Raw genomic sequence first — 24,384 nt, forward strand, 5'->3', positions numbered from 1 at the left:
GATGACCCGAAACGCCACCACCTACGACGGCGACGTGACGCTCAACGGCTCCGAACGACCCCCGGTCGAACTCCACGACCCCGCGGACGTGTTCGTCGGCGGCGCGAGCGTCGCCGGCGACCTCACCGTGCAGAACGCCGAGTACGTCTTCACTCACGCGCCGGTGACCGACGACGCGGCCGTCGGCGACGCGGCCGTCGAGACCGAGATTCGCGGCAGCCTCGAAGACGGCTACGTCCAGTCGGTCGACGGCGACGTGCTCCTCGGCGACGCCGAAGACGTGTTCGTCGCGGCCGACGCCGCCGACGGCGCGGTTTCGGCACCCGGCGCGGAGAACGTCTACGCGGGCGAGGCGACGCCCGTCGCCGCCCCCGACGACTACGACGTGTCCACCTTCGGCTGGAAGCAGTCGGGGAGCGCGACCGCCCCCGACACCGGCGTCTACGCGGTCGGCATGGCCCACGACATCGACCTCACGAAGGTCAACTCCGACGTGGAACTCTACCTCGTCGGCCACGGTCACGAGGTGCGGGTCGAGGGCCGAGGTGCGGCGGTCTCGATTCACTTCGTCGGTTACGACAACACCGTCAGCGTCGGGCCGTACCTCGCGTCGAGCGTCGAGACCGACACCGGCTTCGACAACGCGGTCGACGCCGACCCCTACCCCGCCGAGGACCTCGTCGAGATGTCCCGAAGCGAGGCCTACTCGAACGCCGGATTCGGCCGCCGGAAGGTGACGTTCCAAGAGCCGGCCAACGGCGACGAGTGGTGTCCGAACTGCGGCAAGCCCGCCGAGGCCATCATCGAGCGCCACCAGATGGAGGCCTTCTTCCTCTTCGGCTGGCCGCTTTGGACCTTCGAGCAGAGCACCAACCCCGCCCGCGAGTGCGAACACTGCTCGCCCAACGCGATTCACGCCGAGCTCTCGGCGTCCGAGCGCCGCGAGATATTCGACTGACGCCGACGACGGTCCGAAGATATATATCAAAACACCAGACAATGTTGCACATACGACTGTCCGCGCGTTCGAACGTCGCCCCGACGACCGAACGCACCTGCCGGGTCCGCACCCGCAACCGTATCCGCCACACCCGCTGTCCCCGGCACACCCGTCCACCCCTCCCCAGCCATGTCGAGAAATGAGTCCACGCCGGCCTTGATGTCCTCCTCGTCGTGCCGGTACACGTTCGACCCGTCGGTCCAGACCGACGCCCACCTCCAGACGACGTGGGAGTGTCCGCACGAAGCCCACCCCGAAAGCGAGTTCTGCGTGTTCCATATGAGCCGCGACGAGCGCGCCTCGCTCGACGTGACCGGCGACGACATCGTCGGCGAACTCCGGGCGAACCTCCAGTCGCCCGACACCCGCGTCAACGAGTACGTCGGCGCGGACCTTCCGCACCTTTCGCTCACCTATCAGGACATCAACGGCGCGACGAACCACGTTCTCAACTTCCAGCACGCCGACATCGACGGGTTAGACCTCACCCACGGCCGCCTCGACCAGGGGTTGATTCTCCGCGAGGCGACGGTCGACCGCCTCAAACTCGACGAGGCGGTCGTCACCGGCGACGTGGACGCCCGGGAGGTCACCGTGACCGGCGCGGTGACGGCCAACGAGGCGACGTTCGAACAGGACGTTCGCTTCTCCGAGGCGACCTTCCGCGGCGAGGTCCGCTGCGACGAGACGGTGTTCCAGGGCGACACCAGTTTCGCAGACGCGACGTTCCACGGCACGGCACGCTTCCGCAACGTCGAGACCAGCGGGAGCAGCCACGTCCTCGACGACAACATCACCTTCGCGAACGCGACGTTCCGCGACGACGCGAGTTTCAGACAGGCCATCTTCGACTACGTGACGTTCGAGGGGGCGCGGTTCTCCGCGGGTTCGGACTTCGAACACGTCGAGTTCGAGGGCGACGCGCGGTTCGACGGCGTCCGCTTCGACGAGATGGCAGACTTCGACGAGGCGCGGTTCGACGACGACGCGAGCTTCGCCGACGCCCGGTTTATGCAGTTGGCCGAGTTCCGCGGCGTCGAGTTCAACGGCGGGAGTCGGACGACCCACGACGACGTGACGTTCGAGGGCGCGACGTTCGAGGGCGAAGCGGACTACAAACTCGCGCGATTCCGCTATTCGGACTTCAAGGACGCCGTGTTCAAGGGCGCGGTCAACTTCGACCGCGCGACGTTCACCGCCCGCACCGACTGCTACCGCCTCCGCGTCGACGGCGCGTTCGACCTCTCTCTTTCGTCGTTCGGCGGGCAAGCGAACTTCGACGAGAGTGAGTTCCGCGACGCCGTCGTCGCCGAGGAAGCGACGTTCGGCTCCGACGCCTCGTTCGAGGGGGTCGAGTTCGAAGCTAACGCTCGGTTCGGCGAGGCGCGGTTCGAGGAGGACGTGAGCTTCAAGACCGCCACGTTCCACGGCCTCGCGTCCTTCCGCGGGACGTTCTTCGAGGGCGAACTGCAACACCTCGAAGCCAACGCCTCGTTCAACGAGGCGACCTTCGAGGCCGGCGCGGAGTTCGAGGCCGCGAACTTCACGAGCGCGTCCTTCTGGGAGACGACGTTCCACGACCGGGCGGACTTCCGGCAGTCGGACTTCGAGACGGCGCGCTTCCGCGTGCTCGTCGGTGACCGCGACACCTACCTCGACTTCACCGACGCGACGCTCTCCGGCGGCACGATTTCGCAGGGCTCCGGCGAGCCGACGCCGTACGACCTCACCCGAGCGACCATCGGCGACCTGACGCTGGAGGGCGACGGCAACGAACACCAACTTCTTGACCACTTCCGCTTCTGTCTCACCGAGTTCGACCGCTTCGACTTCAGCGACCACCACGGCTATCTCGAACGCAACGACTGGACTATCCACGACTTCGTCGGCAACGGCGCGACCGGTCAGTTCGCCGTCGAACTGACGCCCGATATCATCGAAGAAACGTACCGGAAGGCACAGGACAGCGCCAACGCCGTCGGCGACACCCCCGCGAGCCGCGAGTTCGAGTTCAAGCGCTACTACTACAACCGCCAGAAGAACTTCGACATCATCTTCAACGAGTACTCGCTGAACACGTGGGCCCGCGGAAAGAAGGTCGCCAGCGTGGGGCTGAACACGCTCATGCAGGTCACCTGCGGCTACGGCAACCGCCTCCCGCGAATCGCGGCGTTCACGTTCCTCCTCCCGGCGCTGTTCGGGCTGTGTTACGCCCTTGGCGGGCCGTTTCTGACGCAGGCGGGGAGCGTCTTCGACCCCGCCGCAGTCGACAAGACGACGATGGAGGTGCTCTTCGACAACGTCTACTACAGCTACATCAGCTTCAGCACGGTCGGATATGGCGATATCAACCCGCTCGGGCCGGCGGCGCGCGTGCTCGCAGCGAGTCAGGGGATGTTGAACGGGCTGTTCTTCACCCTGCTCACGTTCACGCTGTTCAAGCGCGTCCTCGGTGGGAGCTAATCGAGCCGGGCGTCTGTATTCGGCCCGACGGCGCTGTCGAACTCATTAGGACCGGATAGAATTGTGTAACCCAGGCAGAGGGTGTTCAGCAAACCGCCACCCGCCTTAGTGCATTTGGCGGTGTTGAAATTCTGAATAGAGAAAGCGATTTACAGGCACGTCTGCAATTACCGGCAATGGGTAGCTACGCAACGCCGCCGAATTGGACCGACGAATCACCCGAAGATGACGAGCCTCAGGTTCGACTCGGTGATCTACTTTCAGGCCGACTTGCAGATGTTGAAGTTGATTCCGTTGAAGCGGTACGTGACGAACGAAGCCGAGGATGAAAGTCTTCGTCGATACAAATGTCTTTATTGCTAGCTTGACTGATAAACCGGGTCGTGGTGAGATTGCGACACAGTTACTCAACGAAAACCACGATTCTGTACCTCCATTCTGAATCTCATGGAAATTCGGTCAGTAATGACGAAGAAGAAGCGCGTTGAGCAGTCCCGCGTCGAGTCGGTGTTGTCGGATATCTACGGTCGCGTGGACATCTACGCGCCCGAAATCAGCGACCAGATTGCGGCGTATGAATTACAGCGAGACAATCTGCTCTATACGATAGATTGTGTGCTTCTCGCATTAGCGAACGACGTTGATGCGACCATGGTTACCTTCGACGGGGAATTGCTCGATCACGGCGCTGTTGCACCGGAAGATTTGATTGACTGACCTCACAGGAACGGAGTTCTCGACGGAGCTATCTCGACTGGTGTCACGAATCGTCACCGCGTCGCTCATTCGCTTCCCCTACTCACCTCGTCCGACCGCTCGTACACGTCCGGACGCGCGTGCTGGAGCGTCTGCATATCGCGGCGGATATCGTCCAGGTGCGACAGGTCGATAGTCGCCGTGACGACTTCCTCGCGGTCCCGCGCCTTCGAAATCACGTTCCCCCACGGGTCGACGACGAGCGTGCGGCCGTAGGTCTCGACCCACGACGGCTTGTCGCCGATTTGCCCGGGCGCGATGACGTACGCCTGATTCTCGATTGCGCGGGCGCGAATCAGCGGCTCCCAGTGGTCTTTTCCGGTGTGCATCGTGAACGCCGCGGGGACGAGAAGGACGTTCGCGCCGGACTGCGCCATCGTCCGGTAGAGCCCCGGGAACCGGAGGTCGTAACAGATAGAGAGGCCGAACGTCGCGAGGTCGGTGTCGACCGTCACCGTTCGGTCGCCGGGGGCGACGTAGTCCGATTCCCGGTGTTCGACGCTCCCGTCGAGTTCGATGTCGAACAGGTGGACCTTCCGGTAGGTGTCGAGCACCTCGCCGCCCGGGCCGATGAGCGCAGACGTGTTGTACACTCGGTCGCTGTCCGGAATCCGCTCGAAGAAGCTCCCCGTGTGGACGAAGACGCCGTGCTCGCGGGCCTTCTCCGAAAAGCGCTGTATTGTGGGTCCGTCGAGCGACTCCGCGACCTCGGCGAACCGCTCTTCCGGGCCGATGAAGGTCGTCATCTCCGGGAACGCCACGAAGTCAGCGCCGTCGGCCGCGGCCTCGTCGAGGAGGCCGAGCGCCCGCTCCACGTTCGCCGCCTTGTCGTCTCGCGAGTCTAGCTGGCACGCGGCCGCCACGAATCGGGACATCTCGTCGGACCGTTACGCGGACCGACGGTATGGTAGTCACGGTTATTCGCTCGGGTCGAACTCCAGATAGACGAGTCGCTCGTCTCCGACCGTCCAGCCGCTGTGTCCCGGCGGGATAGTCGCGGCGCAGCCGGCGGTAATCTCCGTCCGCGTCCCGTCGTCCAGTTCGAGACCGAGCGTCCCGGAGACGACGTAGATGTCGTGGGCGTTCTGACAGTAGTCTGGCTCCGCGCCCCCGCGGTCGCCGTCGGTCCCCCACTCCGGTTCCTTCGTCGCTCGCGTGACCGACACGTCGCTTAGGTCGACCGACTCCGTGCGGCCGGCTTCGACCGCCGTCGAGTTCGTGTCGGAAAGCTCCGTGACAACCAGCTCGTCGACTTCTGTACTGTCTGCCATAGAACACGTTCTTCGGGGATGGTAGTATCTCTTACGTCGGGGCTGACAACATCACCAACACACATAAGAAAAATTTAGAAACCACTTTCATACACTATTTCAGATAATATCGTCTGGGGTCCGTTGACTCGGTAGGTTCGCTGTCTACGAGTCGGCACACGAGCGACTCGGAATCGGATTCGAACCTCCTCCCCTCGAAATCCAACCCTGCCAAGCTATATGAAATCTTAGCCATCTTACATACGAGACGATGGTCTCGACTCCCCGCTTCAGGCCCTTCTCCCCAGCATGGAACGCTGCGCTCATCGGTGTGATTGTCTCGCTCCCCGTCATCACGGTTGTCAACTGGCTCCCAGAATCGGAGTCGACCGTCGGTGCCGGCATGATGATATTCGGCGCGTTCATCGCGGGGGCTGTCGCCGCGGTCCGCTCGACGGACCCGGACGCCGCCGGACTTCGCGCCGGCTTTCTCGGCGGCGTTCTAGAACTGGTCATATTCGCGGTGACGACGGGAACGACGGCGGCGTGGCCGCTGTCCAGAGTCGCGTTCTTCGCATTCGCCGCCGGAGCCGTTCTCTGTCTCGCCTCCCTGTTCGGTCTGGGCTGTGGGCGAGTCGGCGGGTGGGTGGTGCGCGCCGTCGCCTCACGGTGGAACCCGACCGCGAGTACGTCGTAGTTCTCCGCATCAGTTTAGAAAATATCATATTCCAAATATAAATTTGAATCTGACACTTTCTCAATTCACGACGCTCGGTTCCGGGGTGGACCGCACCGAAGAATTTCCATAGCGACGAGGCTACTGCCCGTCCCGAAACAGTGGAGTGATTTTCGTTCTGCGGCGGTGAACGGCATCTGACGTTGACTCTCATTGCTCTTACTCCTCGAACCGCGTTGCGTTCCCGAGACGGGAACTAGCGAAGCCGTTTCCCCCTTACAATATCGTCTATTACTATTTAATTCTCTAAACCAGAGTTTGAATTTATGTTGTCCATAGCTCTCAACATCTTCTCTCGTGAATTACACCTGTAGTAGTGTAATCATTGCTCTTGGAAACGCCCCTATCCGGTCTACAGTTACACTCGACCGAAGAACGATTCCTCTTGGGGGAACGATATCCCGCTCAGACGAAGCACGTCTCGCTCTCTTTGTCGCGTGACCCCCGAATTCAGCGGTTTTGACGCCGCTGTTCCCGCTCGGTGAGCGACTACCAAGTTCGCGTTCCCTTGCTGGGTATGGGCTGTGACCCGTGGCCTTCTCGGTACACGACCTATGGTTGGTTCGTGCGGCCGTTACCGGTCGCTCCGAGAGGAACGCAAACGTGAAAATAGACGGCTGGAAGGGTGGCGACTTACCGCTGTATCTCGTAGACGAGCGTATCTCCCGTCGCCGCATCGAACAAGTGACACTTATCGAGATTGAAGTCAAGGTGCAACGCATCGCCGCGCTCGATGTTGGCGTCTGGCTCGACGATGGCCTTGTACTCGACGTTGTTGTTTTCCACGGTCAGGAAGAAATTCGATCCCATCTCCTCGACGACGACGACATCCACGGTCGTGTGACTCGTATCGGTCTCGCCGGCTTTCTGCCTATCGACGGTGATGTCTTCGGGTCGGACGCCAAAGCGTGCATCGAATTCGCCCGTCCGGTCGAGTTCTTCTTGCATCCACTCCGGAAGCGGAATCGTAAACGCGTCCGTGGTTATCTCCTCGGTTTCGGTGTTGACCGTCGCATCGAAGAAGTTCATCGATGGACTCCCCATGAACCCGCCTACGAACTCGTTCGCCGGCTGGTCGTACACCTGCTGCGGCGGTGCGATTTGTTGGACCTCCCCGTCGTTCATGACGACGACGCGGTCGCTCAGGGTCATCGCTTCGGCTTGGTCGTGGGTCACGTAAATCGACGTTTTGCCGATCTTGTTGTGAAGCTTGTTGAGCTCCGTCCGCATCTGGACGCGGAGCTTCGCGTCGAGATTCGACAGCGGCTCGTCGAACAGGAAGACGCGAGGCTCGCGGACGATTGCCCGCCCGAGCGCGACGCGCTGTTGCTGCCCACCGGAGAGGTCTTTCGGCTGGCGGTCGAGGAGCTCTGGAATCTCGAGCAGGGCGGCGCTCTCTTCGACTCGCCGTTCACGCTCTTCTTTGGGGACGCCACGAACTTTCAGTGGGTATTCCATGTTCTCGCGCACGGTCATGTGCGGGTACAGTGCGTACGACTGGAACACCATCGCGATGTCACGCTGACGCGGTGGTTGGCCCTCCACGTTCTCGCCGTTTATGACGATCTGTCCTTCGGTGATCTCTTCGAGGCCGGCCACGGAACGGAGCGTCGTCGACTTCCCGCAGCCAGACGGTCCGACGAAGACGATGAACTCGCCCTCTTTGATGTCGATGTTCATGTCGTCGACGGCAACGACACCGCTTCCGCCGTCGTCGTACACCTTCGTCAGGCCGTCTATCTTCAGGAACGTCTCACTGCGGTTGATGCTCTCATTCGTCTGGTCGACTTCTAGCGTGTCTGTTTTACTCATTGTTGTGGGTGTGTATGCGTGTGCTTGTCTGGCTTGCGTTGTTTGTTCTCGTATCTATCCTTTAATTGCACCGGCCGTGAGTCCGCTGACGATGTGCCGCTGGAACAGGATGACGAACAGCAGCGCGGGGAGCATCGCGATGAAGCCCGCAGCCGCGAGGTAGTTCCAGAGGATGACCACGTCTTCGAGCATCATCATCGCCCCCACGGGAATCGTCTTCGAGGCCTCGGTGAACGTCAGGACGAACGCGAACAGGAACTCACGCCACGAGAACAGGAACGTGAGAATCGCGCAGGCGGCGACGCCCGGTTTCGCCAGCGGCAGGATGATGTCCTTGAACGTCTGGAACCGAGTCGCTCCGTCGATGTACGCGGCCTCGTCTAGGTCCGCCGGAATCGAGACGAAGTAGTTCCGCATCAGCCACACGACGAGTGGCAGGTTCATGTAGGTGTAGACCATGATGAGCGCGATTCGGGTGTCGATGAGCTCACCGATGCTGAACAGTCGGTAGAACGGGACGAGCATGCCGATCGGCGGGAGCAGACGAGCGCCGAGGATACCGATGAACACGTAGTCGTCGTACGGGAAGCGGAATCTCGAAAACCCGTACCCTGCGAGCGTCCCGAAGGTCACCACCAGCACCGTCGTCACAATCGCGACGACGAGGCTGTTGAGCGTGAACATGTTGAACGCCCGCTGGAACCATAGGTCGGTGTAGTTCTTCCAGATCGGGTCTATGATCTCTACGGGGATGAAGTTCGGCGGGAACGCGTGAATTCCGCCCATCGTCTTGATACTGGAGACGAAGGTCCAGTAGACCGGGAACGTGAAATACAGGACGAGGGCCGAGAGCACCGCCGTCACGGCGTACTTCCCCGTTATGAACCGACCGATCTGTTGGATGATCTCGTATTGGCGGTTCGAACTTGTAAGTGACTCTTTCATTGACATTGTTGGTTATGCTGTTTCGAGGGCGTCCTCTTGGACTTGCAGGACGTAGATACTCACGAATATCAGCGTGATGATAATCATGATTATCGAGAGGGCTGACGCGTAGCCGAGTCGGGACTGCGTAATTCCGACGCTGTAGATGTACGTCGCGAGCACGCGAGTCGAGTTCGCGGGCCCCCCACCGGTCATCGCGAAGACGATGGAGAACGTGCGGAACGCGAACATAGACATGATGAGCAGGGCAATCGCCGCCTGCGGCTTGAGGTGCGGAAGCGTGATGTCCCGGAACTGCTGCAGGAAGTTCGCACCGTCGACCTTCGCCGCTTCGTAGAGGTCTTCGGGTATCGTTTGGAGCCCCGCCAAGAGGAGAATCGACGCGAACGGTGCGCGTGCCCAGGCGTCGACTACGATGATTGAGATGAACGCCAGCGTCGGGTCGGTAATGAACCCGAGATTCTCGGAGATAAGCCCCAATTCCATGAAGATGCCGTTCACGATACCGTAGTCCGCGTGTAGCATGAACCGCCAGATGAGCCCTGTCACGACGAGGGGAACGGCCCATGCGAGCAGGATGAGTACGGTAAACGTACTTCGGACCCGCTTCGACATCACTTGGTTGATGGCGAGTGCGGCGGTCAGTCCGAGGAGGAACGCGACCGTCACGGACCCCAACACGTACATGACCGAATGTTGCAGAGATAAGTAGAACATCGGATCTTGGAACACCTGAATGAAGTTCTCTAATCCGATGAACTCGTCCGGACGATACTGGTTAGTGATGTGAGTACTGGTCCACACCAGGTAACTCGTCGGGAGGAGCACGATCGCCCCGAGCAGCGCGAGCGGAGGCGTGAGAACGACAAACATGAACTTGTCGTTGATCCACTCCCGTATCGGTCCAACGTCTCCTGTTTCGTCCCCGCTGAAGAGGCCGAACCCTTCACGGATGTCTTTAGTAGTACTTCTCGAAGCCATCTGCGTGCTAATCACTACCGTTCCCTATTATATCTTTTGTTAACAATTCATCATCGGACAGGTTCGAGACCAACACACACTGTCTGCACCGGTGTCGAGAAACCGAGGTTGCGACGCCGCGTCAGCGTCGCTCGAAGCGCTCGTCGATTCTTATTCTGGGATCGCCTCGTCCTCGTCGTGGTAGTGGAACTCGGTCCACGGACCGTCTTGGAAGGGGTATTTCTCGACGACATCCAAGTCTATCTCGATTCCGAGGCCGGGGTCGTCCGACAGCGAGAGTTGCCCGTCTTCGATATCGGGTTGTCCTTCGATGATGTCGAACGCGACGTCGTTTTGGTACATTCCAGGGTCGTGATCGGCAGACAGCACGGGGTCGTTCTCGAAGACCGGATATTCGAGCAGTCGCACCTCGGGTGCCGACGCGACCAAGTGCGCGTTTGCAATCAGTCCGAACCACGTTCCGAAATTGTGCGGGACGAACTCCATCTCCCGGCCTCGACTGAGTTCGATAGCCGCTTGACAGCCGCTGAAACCTCTGTGGTGCCGGACGTCGCCTTGGAGGAAGTCGACTGCACCGGTCTCTCCGAGTTTCACCAGTCCATCCGTGGATTCGCTCTCGCCGCCGGCGAGCGGAACCCCTTGCTTCGCCATCTCGACGTATCCCTCGTAGTCTTCCGGCTCAAGCGGCTCTTCGACCCAGTACGCACCCTGTGTTCCGGCGTGCTTCACGAGGTCCCGAACCGTCTCCTCGTCGTACCCGTCTTCGAGTTTCCACCACGTGTGCACGTCGAGCATTATCTCGGTGTCGTCGAGGGCGTCGGCGAGGAGCGAGACCGTCCGCCGGTCCTCGTCGGGGCCGATTCCGGGCCGGTATTTGTAGCCGAAGAACCCGAGTTCCTCAATCGTCTTCGCCTGCTGGACGTACCCCTCCGGTTCCATGTACATCCCGGCGCTCGCGTAAAGCGGGATGTCTGTCGGCGCGGCGCCGTCGTGGTCGTCGTACTGGTCCGCGAGTAGCTCGTACACCGGCGCGCCGAGTTCCTTGCCACGAATATCGTGGAGCGCGACGTCTAGCGCCGAGGCCGCTTCGGTCTTCGCCCGCTCCGGAAGCGGCAGTTCCCGAACGAGCGATTGCACGTCGGCCGGTTCTTCGACGGTCTCGCCGATGAGTTGGTCGGCGATGCTCTCGTTCACCACGTCGGCGAACGTCCCCTGTGAATCTCCCTCGAAATACTCCCGCATCGCCGAGCTACTGGCCCCGGCCGTCGCAAAGCCACGTTCCCCGTCGGCGGTGTCGACGACGATGATGACGACGTCTCGCTTGTTGAGCCGTCGCATTCCACCGTGGAACTGGCGTTCCTGCGGCGGATCGATCGGCGATGATACTGCGTACGCCTGGATGTCGCGAATATCCATACCTAGTCCGCAACAGCACCTAACATAAATATTCGGGTAGAACCGGGCATTCAGTCGGCACCCCGTGTAACAGTTGCGTCAAGCGGCGATACCCCGAACAAAAACTAAGTAATCGGTCTTCCTATCCTGTTTATCCGCGTTCGGGTCATCAACCTCGACTACGCGTTGAGGCGGACACCCACTCCGCGGGTAGACACCGAGAAGATCAGATACATGAGCTCATCCACACGCGACACGCCTTCGAACGAACGACGTATCACCGACCTCGAAGTCATCCCGGTTGCACACACCGAACCCCCGCTTCGGAACTCCTGGGGCGCACACACGAACGTCGCCGCACGGACCATCATTCGACTCACGACCGCTGACGGACAAGTCGGGATTGGCGAGACGTACGGCGACCAGAAAATCATCGACGCACTTGAGCGCGCCCGAAGTCTCGTCGAGGGAATGAACCCTCACGCTCGGAAACCGCTCGAACTCCGGCTTCAGGACCCCATGACCTACGGCGCGCTGGACACCGCGCTGTTAGACGTCATCGGCAAGGAAGTCGGCGAACCGGTGTACAATCTCCTCGGCGGGAAGGTCCGCGACGAAGTCGAGTACTCCGGATACCTCTTTTACAAGTACGAAACTGAGGCCCCCGACGAGTCGCATATCGCTCCCCACGCTGTCGATTCGCCGGAAACGATGGTCGAAGAGGCGCGGGCGTTCGTGGACCGCCACGGCTTTTCGACCCTCAAGATGAAAGGCGGCGTGTTAGAGCCCGACGAGGAGGTTCGCACGTTGAAACGGTTAGCTGATGAGTTCGGCTCGGAGACTCCGTTCCGTATCGACCCGAACGGCGCGTGGAGCGTCGAGACGGCCTCACGCGTCGCCCGCGAACTCGAGCGTTCGGACCTCCGAGTTCAGTTCCTCGAAGACCCGGTCCCGACGATGAACGCCCACGCCCGGTTGAAGCGTAACACCCCGCTGCCGGTGGCGACCAACATGTTCGTGGTCGACTTCGACCAGATTGCGCCGGCGGTCCGGACTGATGCGGTGGACGTCATCTTGAGCGACCATCACTACTGGAGCGGTCTGACCGGAAACGTCCGTCTCGACGATGTCGCCGAGACGTTCGACCTCAGTGTCGGGATGCACTCGAACTCACATCTGGGTGTGAGTATGGCGGCGATGACGCACGTCGCGGCGGCCATGTCGAACCTGCAGTACGCCCCCGACACGCACTATCCGTGGATGGTCGACGATGTCGTTTCGACGCCGTTCACGTTCGAAGACGGTTCGATTCCGGTTCCTGACGACCCCGGATTGGGCGTCGACCTCGACGAGTCGAAACTCGAACGACTAGCGGAGCGCTACGAGGAGACGGACCCGTTGGCGTACTCCGACGTCAGTTCGATGGCTGCCGAATACGCCGCCGGCGAAAGCTCCGTGGGCCGGTCCGACTGGCTTCCGAACAAGCCTCGCTGGTAACTGTCGCCGTCGCTGTCCGTTTTCGAACTGGAGAAGACGAGACCGAAGAGAACGAGTTACCGCGACGTTCGTACCGTGTGGCTGATCATGACTGACTACGCGGGTCCGTGATGTTGGGGCAGACGCGGCAGTTCACGTCCTCGGTTAGTGAGCTACGACTGGGTCTCGTCTTCGGCTAACATTCCTTAGTTTTGCTCCAAGATTCCGTCGATCTTCGACTGGGCTTCGTCCAGGGCCGCTTGGGCGGTCTTGTCCTGGAGCCAGACGCTCTGGAGTTGACTGATCAGCGCGTCGTACGTCTGAATCTGCTTCGGCCACAGCTCGACCTTGGCGATTTCGGCGTTCCGCCGGGCCTTTTCGCCGTGACGTGCGTCGGCCAGAACCTCGGTGTTCCACGCCTCTTTGTTCGCCGGGTAGTTCCCTTCCATGTCGTACTCTTGGGCGCTCGCAACCGCGCTCCGAGAGCCGTCCATGTACACCATTGCGGCTCGCTTCGCCTCCGGGGGTGCGGCACGATTGACCGCAAGGAAGTCGGTGTTCATGTAGCTGACTCGCTCGTTCCCGGCGGATTTCGGGGGCAGTGCGACGTCGTACTTGTCGGTGTCGTCGCCCCACTCCTCGTAGGCGAGTTGCATCATCCCCGGCTTGCCGACGTAGCCCGCGAGCTTCCCGCTGAGGAAGAGGTCGGCGAGTCCGCCCTCCCCGTACTGGGCCACGTTGGGGACCAGTTCCTCGTCGATGAGCGTGCGCTGCCACTCGAGGGCTGCGACCGCCTCGTCGGAGTTCACGACGACCGTTCCGTCGCCCTGCACGAAGCTTCCTCCTCGCGACCACGTCATCAGGAGCCACGGGTAGATGGGGTAGCGGTTGCCCTTCCCCCACCACGCGAAGCCGAAGTAATCCTCACTGTGCGAACTCGCCTCTTCGCAGACCTCTCGGACGTCTTCCCAGGTCGACTCCTCCAAAAAGTCTCCCTCGAACCCGAGCTCCTTGAGCACTTTCGGACTGTAGTTGAACCAGTGTGCCTCGCTCAGCGCGACGCCGATGTAGGTGTGTTCGCCTTCGAGCGACGGGTCGATACCCGTGGTCAGCTGGTCCTTGAAGTAAGGCGGGAACAGGCCGTACGCACTATCGTCCCACAGCTCGTCGACCGGCTCTAGCCATCCTTCCGCGACGAAGTCCATGAAGAACTCCTGCGAGATCTGCATGAGGACCGGGTTCTTCGAACCGGCTGAAAGCAGCGTCCGCATCTTCGACACGGCGTTCGTCGACGGTACCGTTACCGGCGTCGTCTCGATACCAACCTGTTCTGTGAACTTGTCCGAGAACCACTCCGTGGCCGGGTCGTTCTTCATCGAACCGAGGTTCATCCGCTCGATACCGGACGCTACCTCGTTTTCGTCGTACTCCGGCGGTGCCCACTCCTCGCCGGTGATTCGCTCCACAACCGGACTGGGCGCGTTGATGTCGAGACTCCAGTCGCCGAGTGTCCCCGCCGGCCCCGGCGTCGATCCGCTCCCGCCGTTGCCTGAACTACCTCCGTTCCCGCTGTTCCCCGAGCTCCCACCACCGAGACAACCCCCGATGGCTGTCACACCTGCAGCGCTTGTTAGACTTAGCAGTTTGCGGCGGGACAGCTTGCCATCTGGTATCATACGGATAAATGATGATATTGTAGGGTATTAAAATTTGGTATCTCGATAAAACTACGATTTTATTGCATATAATTTGTTTTCGCACGTGCGTCCGAAACGGCAGTCCCGCAGCCCGATGCTGCTTGGCGGTACTCGTCCGAACCTGCGCCCTCTGAATCTGGTCCTTTGGACGATCTCGATTTGTGATTCACCGGCGGTTTGCTGTGTTCCACTATGAGTGGATCTACTGGTCTTCTACTAGTGTTCTTTCTTGGCGAACAAAACCCCAGAGCCGACTGATAAATGCGTGTGAATGTCTATCGTGGCTCTCTTTCGCATAGGAGTGACTGATAAAGGAGAGTCTTCAATTACAAACGTATTTTTGTAATTTCCATCGAGTCTCTATCGAGATTCCGCTTCTCTCCTGTGAGTGGACACCGAAATATGAGCGTAGAACGCTTGAAACAGCTAATTCTTTTCTCGCGAACGGTTTTCGCCGACAATCCACAGTTCTACTGGCAAATCATATCGTGTCTCCTCATCCGCGCCGCTGCTCATCGGTTCCACTGAGAACGGTCTGTTCGCCTCTCTATCCGTTCTTTCTTGAAGAACAACTGTTATGATGCTCGACGGTGAACGCTGTCAGTATGGGGCGTAGCAGCTCAAGAACAATCGGGACATTGGAAAATGCGTGTCGTATTATCGGCGTTCTCCGCGAGACCGAGGGTGCCGGCGTGACAGAAATCGCCGACGAACTCGACTTCGCCAAGAGCGCCGTTCACGGGCATCTGGCGACGCTTCGAAGCGAGGGGTTCGTCGTAAAAGACGACCACACGTACCGGCTGAGCCTTCGGTTCCTCCAGATCGCTGAGGAAGTGAAAAACTACACCGCGGACCACACCATCGTCAAGGAAGAACTCGCGCAACTCGCTGAAGCCACCGGCGAGGTCGTCCACTTCGGGACCGAAGAGCAGGGTCGCGTCGTGTATCTTGCAAAGGTGCGGGGAAACGTCGCCGTCGAAACCGCGTCGAAGGTTGGCAACCGAATGCCAATGCATTCCACCTCTCTCGGAAAGGCCATCCTCGCCGAGATGCCGTCGGAACGCCGCGACGAGATCATCGAGCGACACGAGTTAACCAAGGAGACCGACCGAACGATAACCGACCCGGATGCGCTCAGAGCGGACCTCGAAGAGACCCGGGAACGAGGGTATTCGATCGACGACGAGGAGAACATCCGCGGCGTTCGGTGTATCGGCATGGTCGTGTCCGCCCCCGACGGTGAGGTCATGGGCGCGCTGAGTATCTCCGGACCCTCGAAGCGAATGACCGACAAACGGATGCGCGACGAGCTTTACGAGCAGGTCGCGCAGTCGGCCAACGTCATCGAGGTTAACTCCCGATACTCTTGAAGACCCGTCTGTTGCCGCTCGAGCGGTGAGTCACCCTCGCGCCCCAGTCCGTGTTTGGGGGCTCGGTCGTCCCCGCGCGACTGATTCAACCCCGGTCGGCCGATGGGCGGTTCGCTCGACGAAAACGGGGCTCACGGCCGGTCCACCAAAACATTGGTAATCGGGGCTGGCGAACTAGCGGCCGCCATGGAACAAGCCTTTGGCAACTTCGTCAATGGAGAGTGGGTCGACGCTGAATCCGGCGACACGTTCGAGGTAGTGAACCCCGCGGACACTACCGATGTCGTCGCTCGATTTCAGCGCTCGACCGCCGCGGACGCCGAAGATGCAATCGAGGCGGCCATCGCTGCACAGCACGAGTGGGCGAATCGACCCGGTCCGGAGCGCGGCGCGATCCTGAATCGTGCTTCTCAGGAACTCGCATCGCGGAAGGAGGAGGCGACCGAGATGCTCGTTCGTGAGGAGGGGAAAGCCCGGTCCGAGGCGGCCGGTGAGGTACAGCGCGCTATCGACATCTTCGCGTACTACGCGCAGAAATCGCTCGACCTCGGCGGCGTGGTCAAATCTCCGAGCGGGCGAAACAAGGAGTTATCTACCAAGCGAGAACCGCTCGGCACCGTCAGCATCATCACGCCGTGGAACTACCCGATTGCGATTCCGGCGTGGAAGCTCGCCCCGGCGCTCGCCGCCGGCAACACCGTCGTCGCCAAACCCGCGTCGGAAGCACCTAACTCCACGCGGATACTCGTCGAGTGTCTCGCCGAGGCCGGGCTTCCGGACGGCGTCGTGAACTTCGTCACCGGGCCGGGAAGCGAACTCGGCGCTCCGCTGACCACGCACTCGGAGATCGACGCGGTCTCGTTCACCGGGAGTACGTCGGTCGGGACCAGCGTCGCGCAAGCCGCCTCTGAGGGGCTCAAACGCGTTCAATGCGAGATGGGCGGGAAGAACCCGACCGTCGTCATGCCGAGCGCCGACATCGTCGAGGCGGTCGAAATCCTCGGCGTCGGCGCGTTCGGGACGACCGGACAGTCCTGTACCGCCGCCTCCCGCGCCATCGTCCACGAGGACGTCTACGACGAGTTCGTCGATGCGATGGTGGAGTACGCCGAGGATATCGTGGTCGGTCCGGGTCTCGACGACCCAGACGTCGGACCGCACGTCTCGCAGGGAGAACTCGATTCGACGCTGGAATACATCGATATCGGTGTGGACGAGGGCGCGACGCTCGAAACCGGTGGCGAACGACTCGCCGACGGCGAGTATGACGACGGATACTACGTGCGTCCCGCGGTCTTCTCGGACGTAGATAACGACATGCGAATCGCACAGGAAGAGATATTCGGTCCCGTCCTCTCGGTCATCGAGGCGAGCGACTTCGAGGACGCGCTCGAACTGGCGAACGACGTCGAGTTCGGGCTCTCGGCGAGCATCGTGACGCAAGACCTGACCGAAGCGAACGAGTTCCTCGACCGAATCGAGGCCGGCGTCGCCAAAGTCAATGAGAAAACGACCGGCCTCGAACTCCACGTCCCCTTCGGGGGGTACAAGCAGTCGTCTACGAACACGTACCGCGAGCAGGGCGATGCGGGCCTCGACTTTTTCACCGCCACGAAGACCATCTACCGGAACTACTGAGCGGTTCATACAGCCGGTATTTTTTGAGTTCAAGCGCCCGATGCCGTGCGAATCGTTCACTAGACGGTGGATTTATGCTCTGCTACGCTCACATCCGAACTGATGCCGTTAGCAGAAACTGCGGTTATGGAGCGACTGCGGGGTGTCGCCGCCGGACTCCTGACACCGTTCGACGAGCGTGGTGATGTCGACTACTCGAAACTCGAGGGAAACGCGCGGTCACTTTACGATAGCGGCCTGCGTACGTTCCTCGCGTCGGCGAACATCAGCGAGTATCACTCGCTCACTCAGGGCGAGCGGATCAAATCGACCGAGACGAGCATCGATGCGTTACCCTCGGACGCCTGTGCTCTCGCCGGTGTCGGCGGTCCAACGACCGAGGCGCAAGAACTCATCGACGCCTACGATCGTCTCGGCGTTGACGGACATATGGTGATGCCGCCGGACCACACGTACGTCCACGAGCGCGGCCTGCTGTCCTACTTCGAGGAACTCGCGTCCGTGACCGAGACGCCGTTCGTACCGTACGTCCGTGGGTTCGACCCCTCAGTCTCGTTCCTGGCGGACCTCACGCGAATCGAGAACGTCGTCGGTATCAAGTACGCGCTGAAAGACCCCGTCAAACTCGGTGCCGCAGTCAGCGCTGGCTTGGACGACGTGGTCTGGGTGAACGGCCTCGCGGAACCGTATGCTGTCAGTTACTGGAACGAGGGCATCGAAGGGTTTTCCGCGGGCGTGAGCAACTTCCGGCCGGAAGTCGGCCTCGCACTATTTGACGCGCTCACCGAGGAGAACTGGGAGCGCGCCCGGGAGCTTCGGAACATCTGTTTGCCCTACCAGAACTTCCGCGACCGGACCGGACAGAACAACAGCCTCGACGGGGCCATCAGCGTCCCGGCGGTGAAAAAGGGACTCGAACTCGCGGGTCTTCACGGTGGGGACGTCCGCGAGCCGATCCGCCCGCTTTCGTCCGAAGACGAGGCGGAAGCCGAGGAGATATACCAGCAGTTAGACGACGATATCGCCCGCCTCATCGACTGACGCGACTTGCGTCTCGAGTACCGCTGGTTTCCGTTCGTGTGGGATACCGCTCGGATTCCACACTCTCTCAATCCGAACTGTGTGGTGTCGTGAGGCGGTTTTTTTTAGCGCTTCTATGAGAATAGTCGCTAGCAGGGCGGTTAGTGCCTGTTCCGAACGGTGTCGACGACGCCGCGGAGGTACCCGATGGTGAAGCCACGCGCTCGGTGCCGCCAGTCGTCGTCACCTTCCATCTTCGGGACGTGGTCGGGGATGACGGCACCCTGATAGCCGACCTCGTCGAGTGTTTCGACGGCCTCGACCGTGTTGAAGTTCCCCTCGTCGACGAACGTCTCGTTGAACTTCGGAACCGTCCCGACGACGTCGCGGAAGTGGATGAACACGATCTGGTCGCGTTCGGCGAACCGACGAAGGACCTCCGTAACGTCTTCTCCCATCTGAGAGAAGCAGCCGAGACAGAGTTTGAGGCCGTGATTATCGCTCGGCACGTGTTCCATCGCGCGCTCGAAGTTCTCCACGTTGCGGAACAACCGCGGGATGCCGCCCACCGATTCGAGCACCGGCGGGTCGACAGGGTGGAGCGCCATCCGAACGCCCGCCTCCTCGGCGACCGGAATCACTTCTTCCAAAAACGCCTCATAGTTGGCCCAGAACTCCTCTTCCTCGTAAGCGCGGTCGAGTCCGGGCGCGAGTTCGTCGGGGTCGTCGAGTTCGTCGAGGTCGAACGCAGTGCCTTCGGCACCGCCGCGGAGTTCGACCGGCGTGGTCCGCATGGGCACGACGCCCCGCGGGTTCCACTGGTAGCCGAGAATCGGGATATCTGCCTCGCCGAGGTTGCGGAGAAGCGTCTTTATCTGTTCGAGGGCTTCCTCCTCGCCCTCTCGGCCGAACATGATGTCGCCGTAGAGCGAGTACGGGAGCGATTGAATGCCCGTGAGTCGCAGGCCGTGGGACTCGACCTGCTCCCGTGCGGCTCTGAGTTCGGCAGTCGAAGGAATCGAGTCGCGACCGACCGCGACGGTGTCGCTGCCGTCTCGGTCGTTGAATTCGTCGGGTTCCTCGTCGGTGTCGGCGTGGTCGACGAAGATGTCGGTTGCACCCAGTTGTCGGATGTACTTGAGTCGGTGGTCGGAGAGCGTTCGGGTTCGCACGCCGACCCGGATATCGCTGTCAGTCTCTGTACTAACCTCTGGTACACTCGTGGCCATACCGGTAGTATCCGACCTATGGAGATATAAAATCGGGGGTCGGACCAGTTACGTCCGCTTTCCTACAGCGGTAACGAGGCAGTACCGCTGGGGACAAACGACTGGTGGACAACCATCTCAGAGACGGTCGTTTCGGGCACCGCCGTGCGAGAACTTCTCTGGCTTTCGAGGCCGAACCGTGACGCGTCGAAACTGTTCCCGAAAGGGGAACGTGGATTACCTAATCCTCCCGAGTTTCCTCATTCCCCGACGGGTTCGAGCGGGTCGGTCTTTCCCCACCGCGCCGACGCGCCCTCGGTCGGGGCCGCCCACTCGACGGCGTTGTCGATGACTTGTTTGACCTCGTCCTGGTGGAAGATGGGGTACTCCTCGTGGCCCGGACGGAAGGCGAAGATTCGCCCGCGGCCGCGGCGGTAGCAGACGCCCGAGCGGAACACGTCGCCGCCCTCGAACCACGAGATGAAGACGGTTCTGTCGGGTTCCGGGATGTCGTAGGGCTCGCCGTAGGTCTCCGTCGCCGGGATGACGAACTGTTCGTCGAGGCCGTCGGCGATGGGATGGCCGGGGTCCGCGACCCAGACGCGTTCGCGCTCGCCGCCGTGGCGGTATTTGATGTTGCAGGTCGTGCCCATCAGCCGCGTGAACGGCTTCGAGTTCTTCCCCGAGTGCAGCGGGATGAAGCCCATCCCCTCGTGGACGCGGTCGACGACGCGCTCGGCGACAGCGTCTGTCACCTCGTCGTTGGCGCAGTGGGACCACCAGACCAACACGTCCGTCGCGTTCAGCGTCTCCTCGTCTAAGCCGTGTTCGGGTTCCTGTAGCGTCGCCGTTCGCACCTCGCGGTCCGGTCCCTCCAGATGCTCCGCGATGGTTCCGTGGATTCCCTTCGGATACCGCTCTGCTACGGCCGGTTCCTCCCGTTCGTGGACGTTCTCGTTCCAGACAGTGACTCGTGTCGGCATGCGCCATAGTGTCCGCCCCCGTTGATAAATTCTCTCACCACGCGTGACTGCGGTCTTCGTCAACGCGTAAAATGCGTTCCCTTGACGGGAACAACGCTTAATGAGCAAGAAGAACGGCTATCGACGACGAATATGGCACTTCTGTTTTCGTAGTTGCTGAAATCCGAAAACCCAACCCAATTTCTCGGCCCGATTGCGTTACAGAAATACGACTGTAATATCTATCTGATGAGTGCCTCCGACGGCTCTCGACCCGGACTCACCGGATACTTCCTGATTAATAATTCCCAACACGGGAACAGCGTTCGTCTCGGAGTTTCCGTTGTGAGACGGCACGATTGCTAATCACCGGTTTCGAGACTTCTCAGTCGCTCTTTCGAATAGTGAGATTCCACACGACGAATACTGTCGTTCCCGTGATGGGAACGAATCTACGGTTTTCGAATCCTCGTACGCGTCTTCCGAACCCCACGCGGCGCGGCCGGTGTACCGCCTACGGCTCCGTCTCCGACCACGGGTGGTCGTAACTCGGGTCATCGACGAAGCGGTCGAGGTCCGCGCGAATCGACATCCGGCTTCCGGCGGGGAGTCGGACTCGGAGCGCGTCCGTACCTTCGTCGTCGGCCGTATCGGCGTCTGCTCCGCCTTCGTCGACACCACGTTCCACCCCGTCGGTCTCGACCGTAGTAAATCGGTGTTCGCCGTACGCGCCCGCTTGGACGACGACTTCCTCTTCCCTTGCTCCGGTGTTGACCAGCGTCAGTTCGATTCCGTCTTTCGTCACCGACTCCACGAGCGCGGCGACGCCCGCCGGCAGTCCCGGCCGCTCCCTGCGTGCGTCGAAGTGCCGGACCTGCGCCATCACGAGGCCGCCGTAGTAGACGGGCTGTGGCGCTCCCATCGTGAGTTGGAGCAGCGCCTTGTGGAACGCCGGGTTCCGGTCCCTGAGGTAGTCTTCGTCCACGGTCGTCGGCTCGTTCCCTTCGGCGTCGAACAGGCGTAGTCGCTCGTCGACGTGCTCGCGCGTCGCTTCGAGGATTCGGTCCGGGTAGTCCGGGAACTCCCCATCGAGGTAGGCGAGCCACGCGTACTCGTGACCGTCGCCGTGTTTCGTCTTCGCGCGCGGGTCGACCCGCCGCCAGTCCTGTTCTCCCCAGTCGCGGAGCCGACGGACTCGGTTTCGGTCCTCGTCGCGCATCGACATGTACCAGAGGTGAACCGCGTAGGGGTCGTCCGTGTGCGGCTGGAACTCGTACCAACCGTCCCGCCACAGCACCTCTCCGTCGTCTTCTGTGAGAACACCCGACGCGTCGTAGTGGTAGTCACCCTCGTCTCCGTACTTGTGTGGGATGTGGAGGGTGCTGTGTACGTCGTTTTCGGCGACCTCGATGCCGTTTTCGATGAGGATGTCGAGTTGCGACCGCGGGAAGTCGAGATACTCTCTGTCGCCTTCGAGCAGGACCGCGTTCTCGGCGGCGACCGTCGGCCCGATGCCGATGTAGTGCCACCCGCCCCACGACCAGCCGTAGTAGCCGCCGTACCACGAGCCGTCGGTGTACTCGCCGATTTCACCGGAGCGCCCGACGTTGTCGGGGATGATGCCGCCGTTTTCGGCCGTCCGCTCCCGCCACGCGTCGAGGTAGTCGGTGACCCACTCGCGGTAGCGGTCGTCTCCCGTGTGGAGGTAGGCGTTCGTCATCAGGCTCGTGATGTTGAGGTTCAGTGGGATGTCTCCCTTCGCGCAGCGCTCGTTCAACACTTCGAACAGGCGCTCTTCGTTCGCCGGGTCGAGGAGGTCCGCGGCCTCGTCGAACTCGAGGTCCCGCCACGGGAGGCCGTGCCTGGCCCAGCGGTAGTCCGCGCCGTATGGGTGGTGTTCGTAGGCGGAGAAGTCGCAGAACTCCGGGCCCATGCTCCCGTTCATCGGCCCGCGAACCACGCGGTTCTCGGCGTCGTAGTTCCCCGTTTCCGAGTCGGCGGTGTAGAAATCCGCGAACTTCTTCGCCCGGTCGACGACCGCGGCGTCGTCGGGCGCGGCGAGACCCATGTTGTACGTGTAGAGGTTGCCCTCGCCGAGGTGGAACCAGTCGCGGCACTGTTCGAACTCGTCGACGACCATCGGGTGGCCGAACGGCGTCTCCGTCTCCGCGCCGCGTTCGAGCGCGGCCTCGTACACGCGGCGGGCGTGGTCGAGCAGGCGTTCGTCGCCGCCCATCGCGTACACGAGCGGCCAGTTGTAGAACCCCTCGACCACGTCGTCGAAGCCGTCGACGCCCACGTGGTCGTCCGGCGGCCAGAACGGTTCCCCGTCGGGGCCGGTGTAGTCGGCGACGAACCGGTCGACCGCGTCGGCCGTCAGGTCGAAGAGTGCTCGCTGTTTGTGCGCCCACGTCGGCGGCCGAGTCGCCTCGGCGGTCGCTTCGAACTCGCGCATGCCAACATACCCCGCGTCTCGGGTGATGAATATTTGGGTCGCGCGAGATACTGGTAGCTGTCCAGTCCGGCCCGCGGTGCGCAGGCCGGCCGTCTCGTCGCTGGACCGTCGGTTCAGTCGTCACTCTCCCGCCGACACCGCGACGCGACTCGGTCCCGTCCGTGGCCGTCGCTCTCGCCGCTGTCGGTCGGCAGCGTCTTCCGTCGTCCGCGTTCAGTCGATGAGGCGCTCGATGTCGTCGTCGAGTTGGTCGTACAGTTCCTCGGCGCGGCGCTCGTCTTCAGCCGACAGCGACCGAATCGGCTCGCGGACTCCCCCGCCGCGCAGGCCGGCCAGTTCGAGGCCCTTCTTCACCGCTGGGACGCTGATGGCGCCGTCGAGGCTGTTGTTCTGCCCGGTCTGGTCGCGGAAGTTCTGGTAGGGCAGACAGATGTTCCGAAGCTCGCGGGCGCGCTCCCAGTTCTCCTCGGTGAGTGCCTCGAACAGCGCGAGGCCTACCTCCGGCCGGAAGTTGCTCACACCCGCCGAGAACCCCTCGATACCCTCGTTCCAGAACGAGACGGCGAAGGGTTCCGCGAGGCCGTCCACCCAGACCACGTCGTCGCCGGTAGTGCTGGCGGCCGCGCCGAGTTTGACGGCGTCTTCGATGGCGTACTTGATGCCGACCACGCCGTCGAGTCCGGCGAGGTCGCGGAGGTAGCCGATTGAGGGGTCAAAGCCCTTCACGTACGGCACCAGCGGAGCGGACGAGGCCTCGGCGAGCTTCTCGTAGTAGCGAAGCAGGCCGCGCTCGTGGATGTAGGTGTGGTCCGGCGGCATTATCATCATCCCGTCGACGCCGATGCGGTCGTAGGCGTCGATGAGTTCTCGCGCGCCCGCGGTGCTCCCGCCGACGCCGGCGAGGACACACACGTCGGACGGGAGCGCGTCGACCGCCGTCTCCGTCACCGCGATTCGCTCCTGCTGGGTCAGCGAGTGGTATTCACTGATGTTTGCCGACGCGAGGAACGTGCGGATTCCCTCGTCGTAGAGCGTTGTTGCGTTCGCTGCCAGTTCGTCGTGTTCGATGTCGAGGTCGTCGTCGAACGGGGTGAGGAGCCCGGCGGCGACGCCGCGCAGGTGCTCGCGCACACCGCTCTCTGCGAGTGGCATACCCGAACCACCGGGCACTCGCGCATAAAATCTTCGGACAGGGGGGTCGCGCGAGACGCCGAGCGCCC

Annotated in this window: 19 protein-coding genes; 8 read left to right on the forward strand and 11 right to left on the reverse strand. The window is 61.6% G+C overall.

Annotated features, from left to right (window positions below):
* Window position 1 precedes the first annotated feature (1 nt).
* The 3 genes from C5B90_RS15685 to C5B90_RS21065 all read left to right on the forward strand — a co-directional run bounded on the left by C5B90_RS15685 (window position 2) and on the right by C5B90_RS21065 (window position 4,180).
* Window positions 2–958, forward strand: coding sequence for a hypothetical protein (locus C5B90_RS15685; RefSeq protein WP_115882904.1), 957 nt, complete (start codon window positions 2–4; stop codon window positions 956–958).
* 201 nt (window positions 959–1,159) lie between these two features.
* Complete coding sequence (locus C5B90_RS15695) at window positions 1,160–3,463, forward strand: pentapeptide repeat-containing protein (protein ID WP_115882906.1); 2,304 nt, start codon at window positions 1,160–1,162, stop codon at window positions 3,461–3,463.
* 465 nt (window positions 3,464–3,928) lie between these two features.
* Window positions 3,929–4,180 carry a hypothetical protein gene (locus C5B90_RS21065; RefSeq protein ID WP_233512061.1) on the forward strand — a complete coding sequence of 84 codons (252 nt, stop codon included), beginning with the start codon at window positions 3,929–3,931 and terminating at the stop codon, window positions 4,178–4,180.
* Window positions 4,181–4,245: 65 nt separating this feature from the next.
* On the opposite strand, the gene C5B90_RS15705 is transcribed toward C5B90_RS21065, so the two are convergent.
* Window positions 4,246–5,094 carry a carbon-nitrogen hydrolase family protein gene (locus tag C5B90_RS15705; protein WP_058568170.1) on the reverse strand — a complete coding sequence of 283 codons (849 nt, stop codon included), beginning with the start codon at window positions 5,092–5,094 and terminating at the stop codon, window positions 4,246–4,248.
* Window positions 5,095–5,136: 42 nt separating this feature from the next.
* Window positions 5,137–5,490 carry a hypothetical protein gene (locus tag C5B90_RS15710; protein WP_115882907.1) on the reverse strand — a complete coding sequence of 118 codons (354 nt, stop codon included), beginning with the start codon at window positions 5,488–5,490 and terminating at the stop codon, window positions 5,137–5,139.
* A gap of 250 nt (window positions 5,491–5,740) precedes the next feature.
* Between C5B90_RS15710 and C5B90_RS15715 the strand changes: the two genes are divergently transcribed.
* Window positions 5,741–6,166 carry a DUF5518 domain-containing protein gene (locus tag C5B90_RS15715; RefSeq protein ID WP_115882908.1) on the forward strand — a complete coding sequence of 142 codons (426 nt, stop codon included), beginning with the start codon at window positions 5,741–5,743 and terminating at the stop codon, window positions 6,164–6,166.
* A gap of 672 nt (window positions 6,167–6,838) precedes the next feature.
* Here C5B90_RS15715 and C5B90_RS15720 read toward each other — a convergent pair.
* From C5B90_RS15720 to C5B90_RS15735, 4 genes are all read right to left on the reverse strand, one after another.
* Entirely contained in the window at window positions 6,839–8,017 is a 1,179-nt protein-coding gene (locus C5B90_RS15720; RefSeq protein WP_115882909.1) for an ABC transporter ATP-binding protein, read from the reverse strand.
* Between the two features lie 54 nt (window positions 8,018–8,071).
* Window positions 8,072–8,968, reverse strand: a complete 897-nt coding sequence (locus C5B90_RS15725; RefSeq protein ID WP_115882910.1) for a carbohydrate ABC transporter permease — start codon at window positions 8,966–8,968, stop codon at window positions 8,072–8,074.
* Window positions 8,969–8,974: 6 nt separating this feature from the next.
* Entirely contained in the window at window positions 8,975–9,943 is a 969-nt protein-coding gene (locus C5B90_RS15730) for a carbohydrate ABC transporter permease (protein WP_115882911.1), read from the reverse strand.
* Window positions 9,944–10,093: 150 nt separating this feature from the next.
* On the reverse strand, window positions 10,094–11,359 hold the full coding sequence (locus C5B90_RS15735; RefSeq protein ID WP_115882912.1) for a mandelate racemase/muconate lactonizing enzyme family protein: 1,266 nt from the start codon (window positions 11,357–11,359) through the stop codon (window positions 10,094–10,096).
* A 213-nt stretch (window positions 11,360–11,572) separates the two neighbouring features.
* On the opposite strand from C5B90_RS15735, the gene C5B90_RS15740 reads away from it, so the two are divergent.
* On the forward strand, window positions 11,573–12,835 hold the full coding sequence (locus tag C5B90_RS15740; protein ID WP_115882913.1) for an enolase C-terminal domain-like protein: 1,263 nt from the start codon (window positions 11,573–11,575) through the stop codon (window positions 12,833–12,835).
* A gap of 185 nt (window positions 12,836–13,020) precedes the next feature.
* Here the strand turns inward: C5B90_RS15740 and C5B90_RS15745 are convergent, their stop codons facing one another.
* Window positions 13,021–14,430: an extracellular solute-binding protein gene (locus tag C5B90_RS15745; protein WP_158547232.1), complete on the reverse strand. Its 1,410-nt coding sequence runs from the start codon at window positions 14,428–14,430 to the stop codon at window positions 13,021–13,023.
* Between the two features lie 671 nt (window positions 14,431–15,101).
* Here C5B90_RS15745 and C5B90_RS15750 point away from each other — a divergent pair.
* From C5B90_RS15750 to C5B90_RS15760, 3 genes are all read left to right on the forward strand, one after another.
* A complete protein-coding gene (locus C5B90_RS15750) occupies window positions 15,102–15,881 on the forward strand; it encodes an IclR family transcriptional regulator (RefSeq protein ID WP_233512063.1) in 780 nt (259 codons plus the stop codon).
* Window positions 15,882–16,067: 186 nt separating this feature from the next.
* Window positions 16,068–17,519 carry an aldehyde dehydrogenase family protein gene (locus C5B90_RS15755; RefSeq protein ID WP_115882916.1) on the forward strand — a complete coding sequence of 484 codons (1,452 nt, stop codon included), beginning with the start codon at window positions 16,068–16,070 and terminating at the stop codon, window positions 17,517–17,519.
* A 102-nt stretch (window positions 17,520–17,621) separates the two neighbouring features.
* Window positions 17,622–18,560, forward strand: a complete 939-nt coding sequence (locus tag C5B90_RS15760; RefSeq protein ID WP_115882917.1) for a dihydrodipicolinate synthase family protein — start codon at window positions 17,622–17,624, stop codon at window positions 18,558–18,560.
* A 140-nt stretch (window positions 18,561–18,700) separates the two neighbouring features.
* Here the strand turns inward: C5B90_RS15760 and C5B90_RS15765 are convergent, their stop codons facing one another.
* The 4 genes from C5B90_RS15765 to C5B90_RS15780 form a co-directional block, all read right to left on the reverse strand.
* On the reverse strand, window positions 18,701–19,768 hold the full coding sequence (locus tag C5B90_RS15765; RefSeq protein ID WP_115882918.1) for a mannonate dehydratase: 1,068 nt from the start codon (window positions 19,766–19,768) through the stop codon (window positions 18,701–18,703).
* Window positions 19,769–20,007: 239 nt separating this feature from the next.
* Window positions 20,008–20,730 (reverse strand): ThuA domain-containing protein, encoded by a 723-nt coding sequence (locus C5B90_RS15770; RefSeq protein WP_115882919.1) that lies wholly within the window; start codon window positions 20,728–20,730, stop codon window positions 20,008–20,010.
* A 493-nt stretch (window positions 20,731–21,223) separates the two neighbouring features.
* On the reverse strand, window positions 21,224–23,164 hold the full coding sequence (locus C5B90_RS15775) for a hypothetical protein (RefSeq protein WP_115882920.1): 1,941 nt from the start codon (window positions 23,162–23,164) through the stop codon (window positions 21,224–21,226).
* A gap of 213 nt (window positions 23,165–23,377) precedes the next feature.
* The gene (locus C5B90_RS15780; protein ID WP_115882921.1) at window positions 23,378–24,316 is read right to left on the reverse strand and encodes a dihydrodipicolinate synthase family protein; all 939 of its coding nucleotides are present in this window, start codon (window positions 24,314–24,316) and stop codon (window positions 23,378–23,380) included.
* Window positions 24,317–24,384 lie beyond the last annotated feature (68 nt).

Source organism: Haloferax sp. Atlit-12N, from assembly GCF_003383095.1.
GTDB lineage: Archaea > Halobacteriota > Halobacteria > Halobacteriales > Haloferacaceae > Haloferax.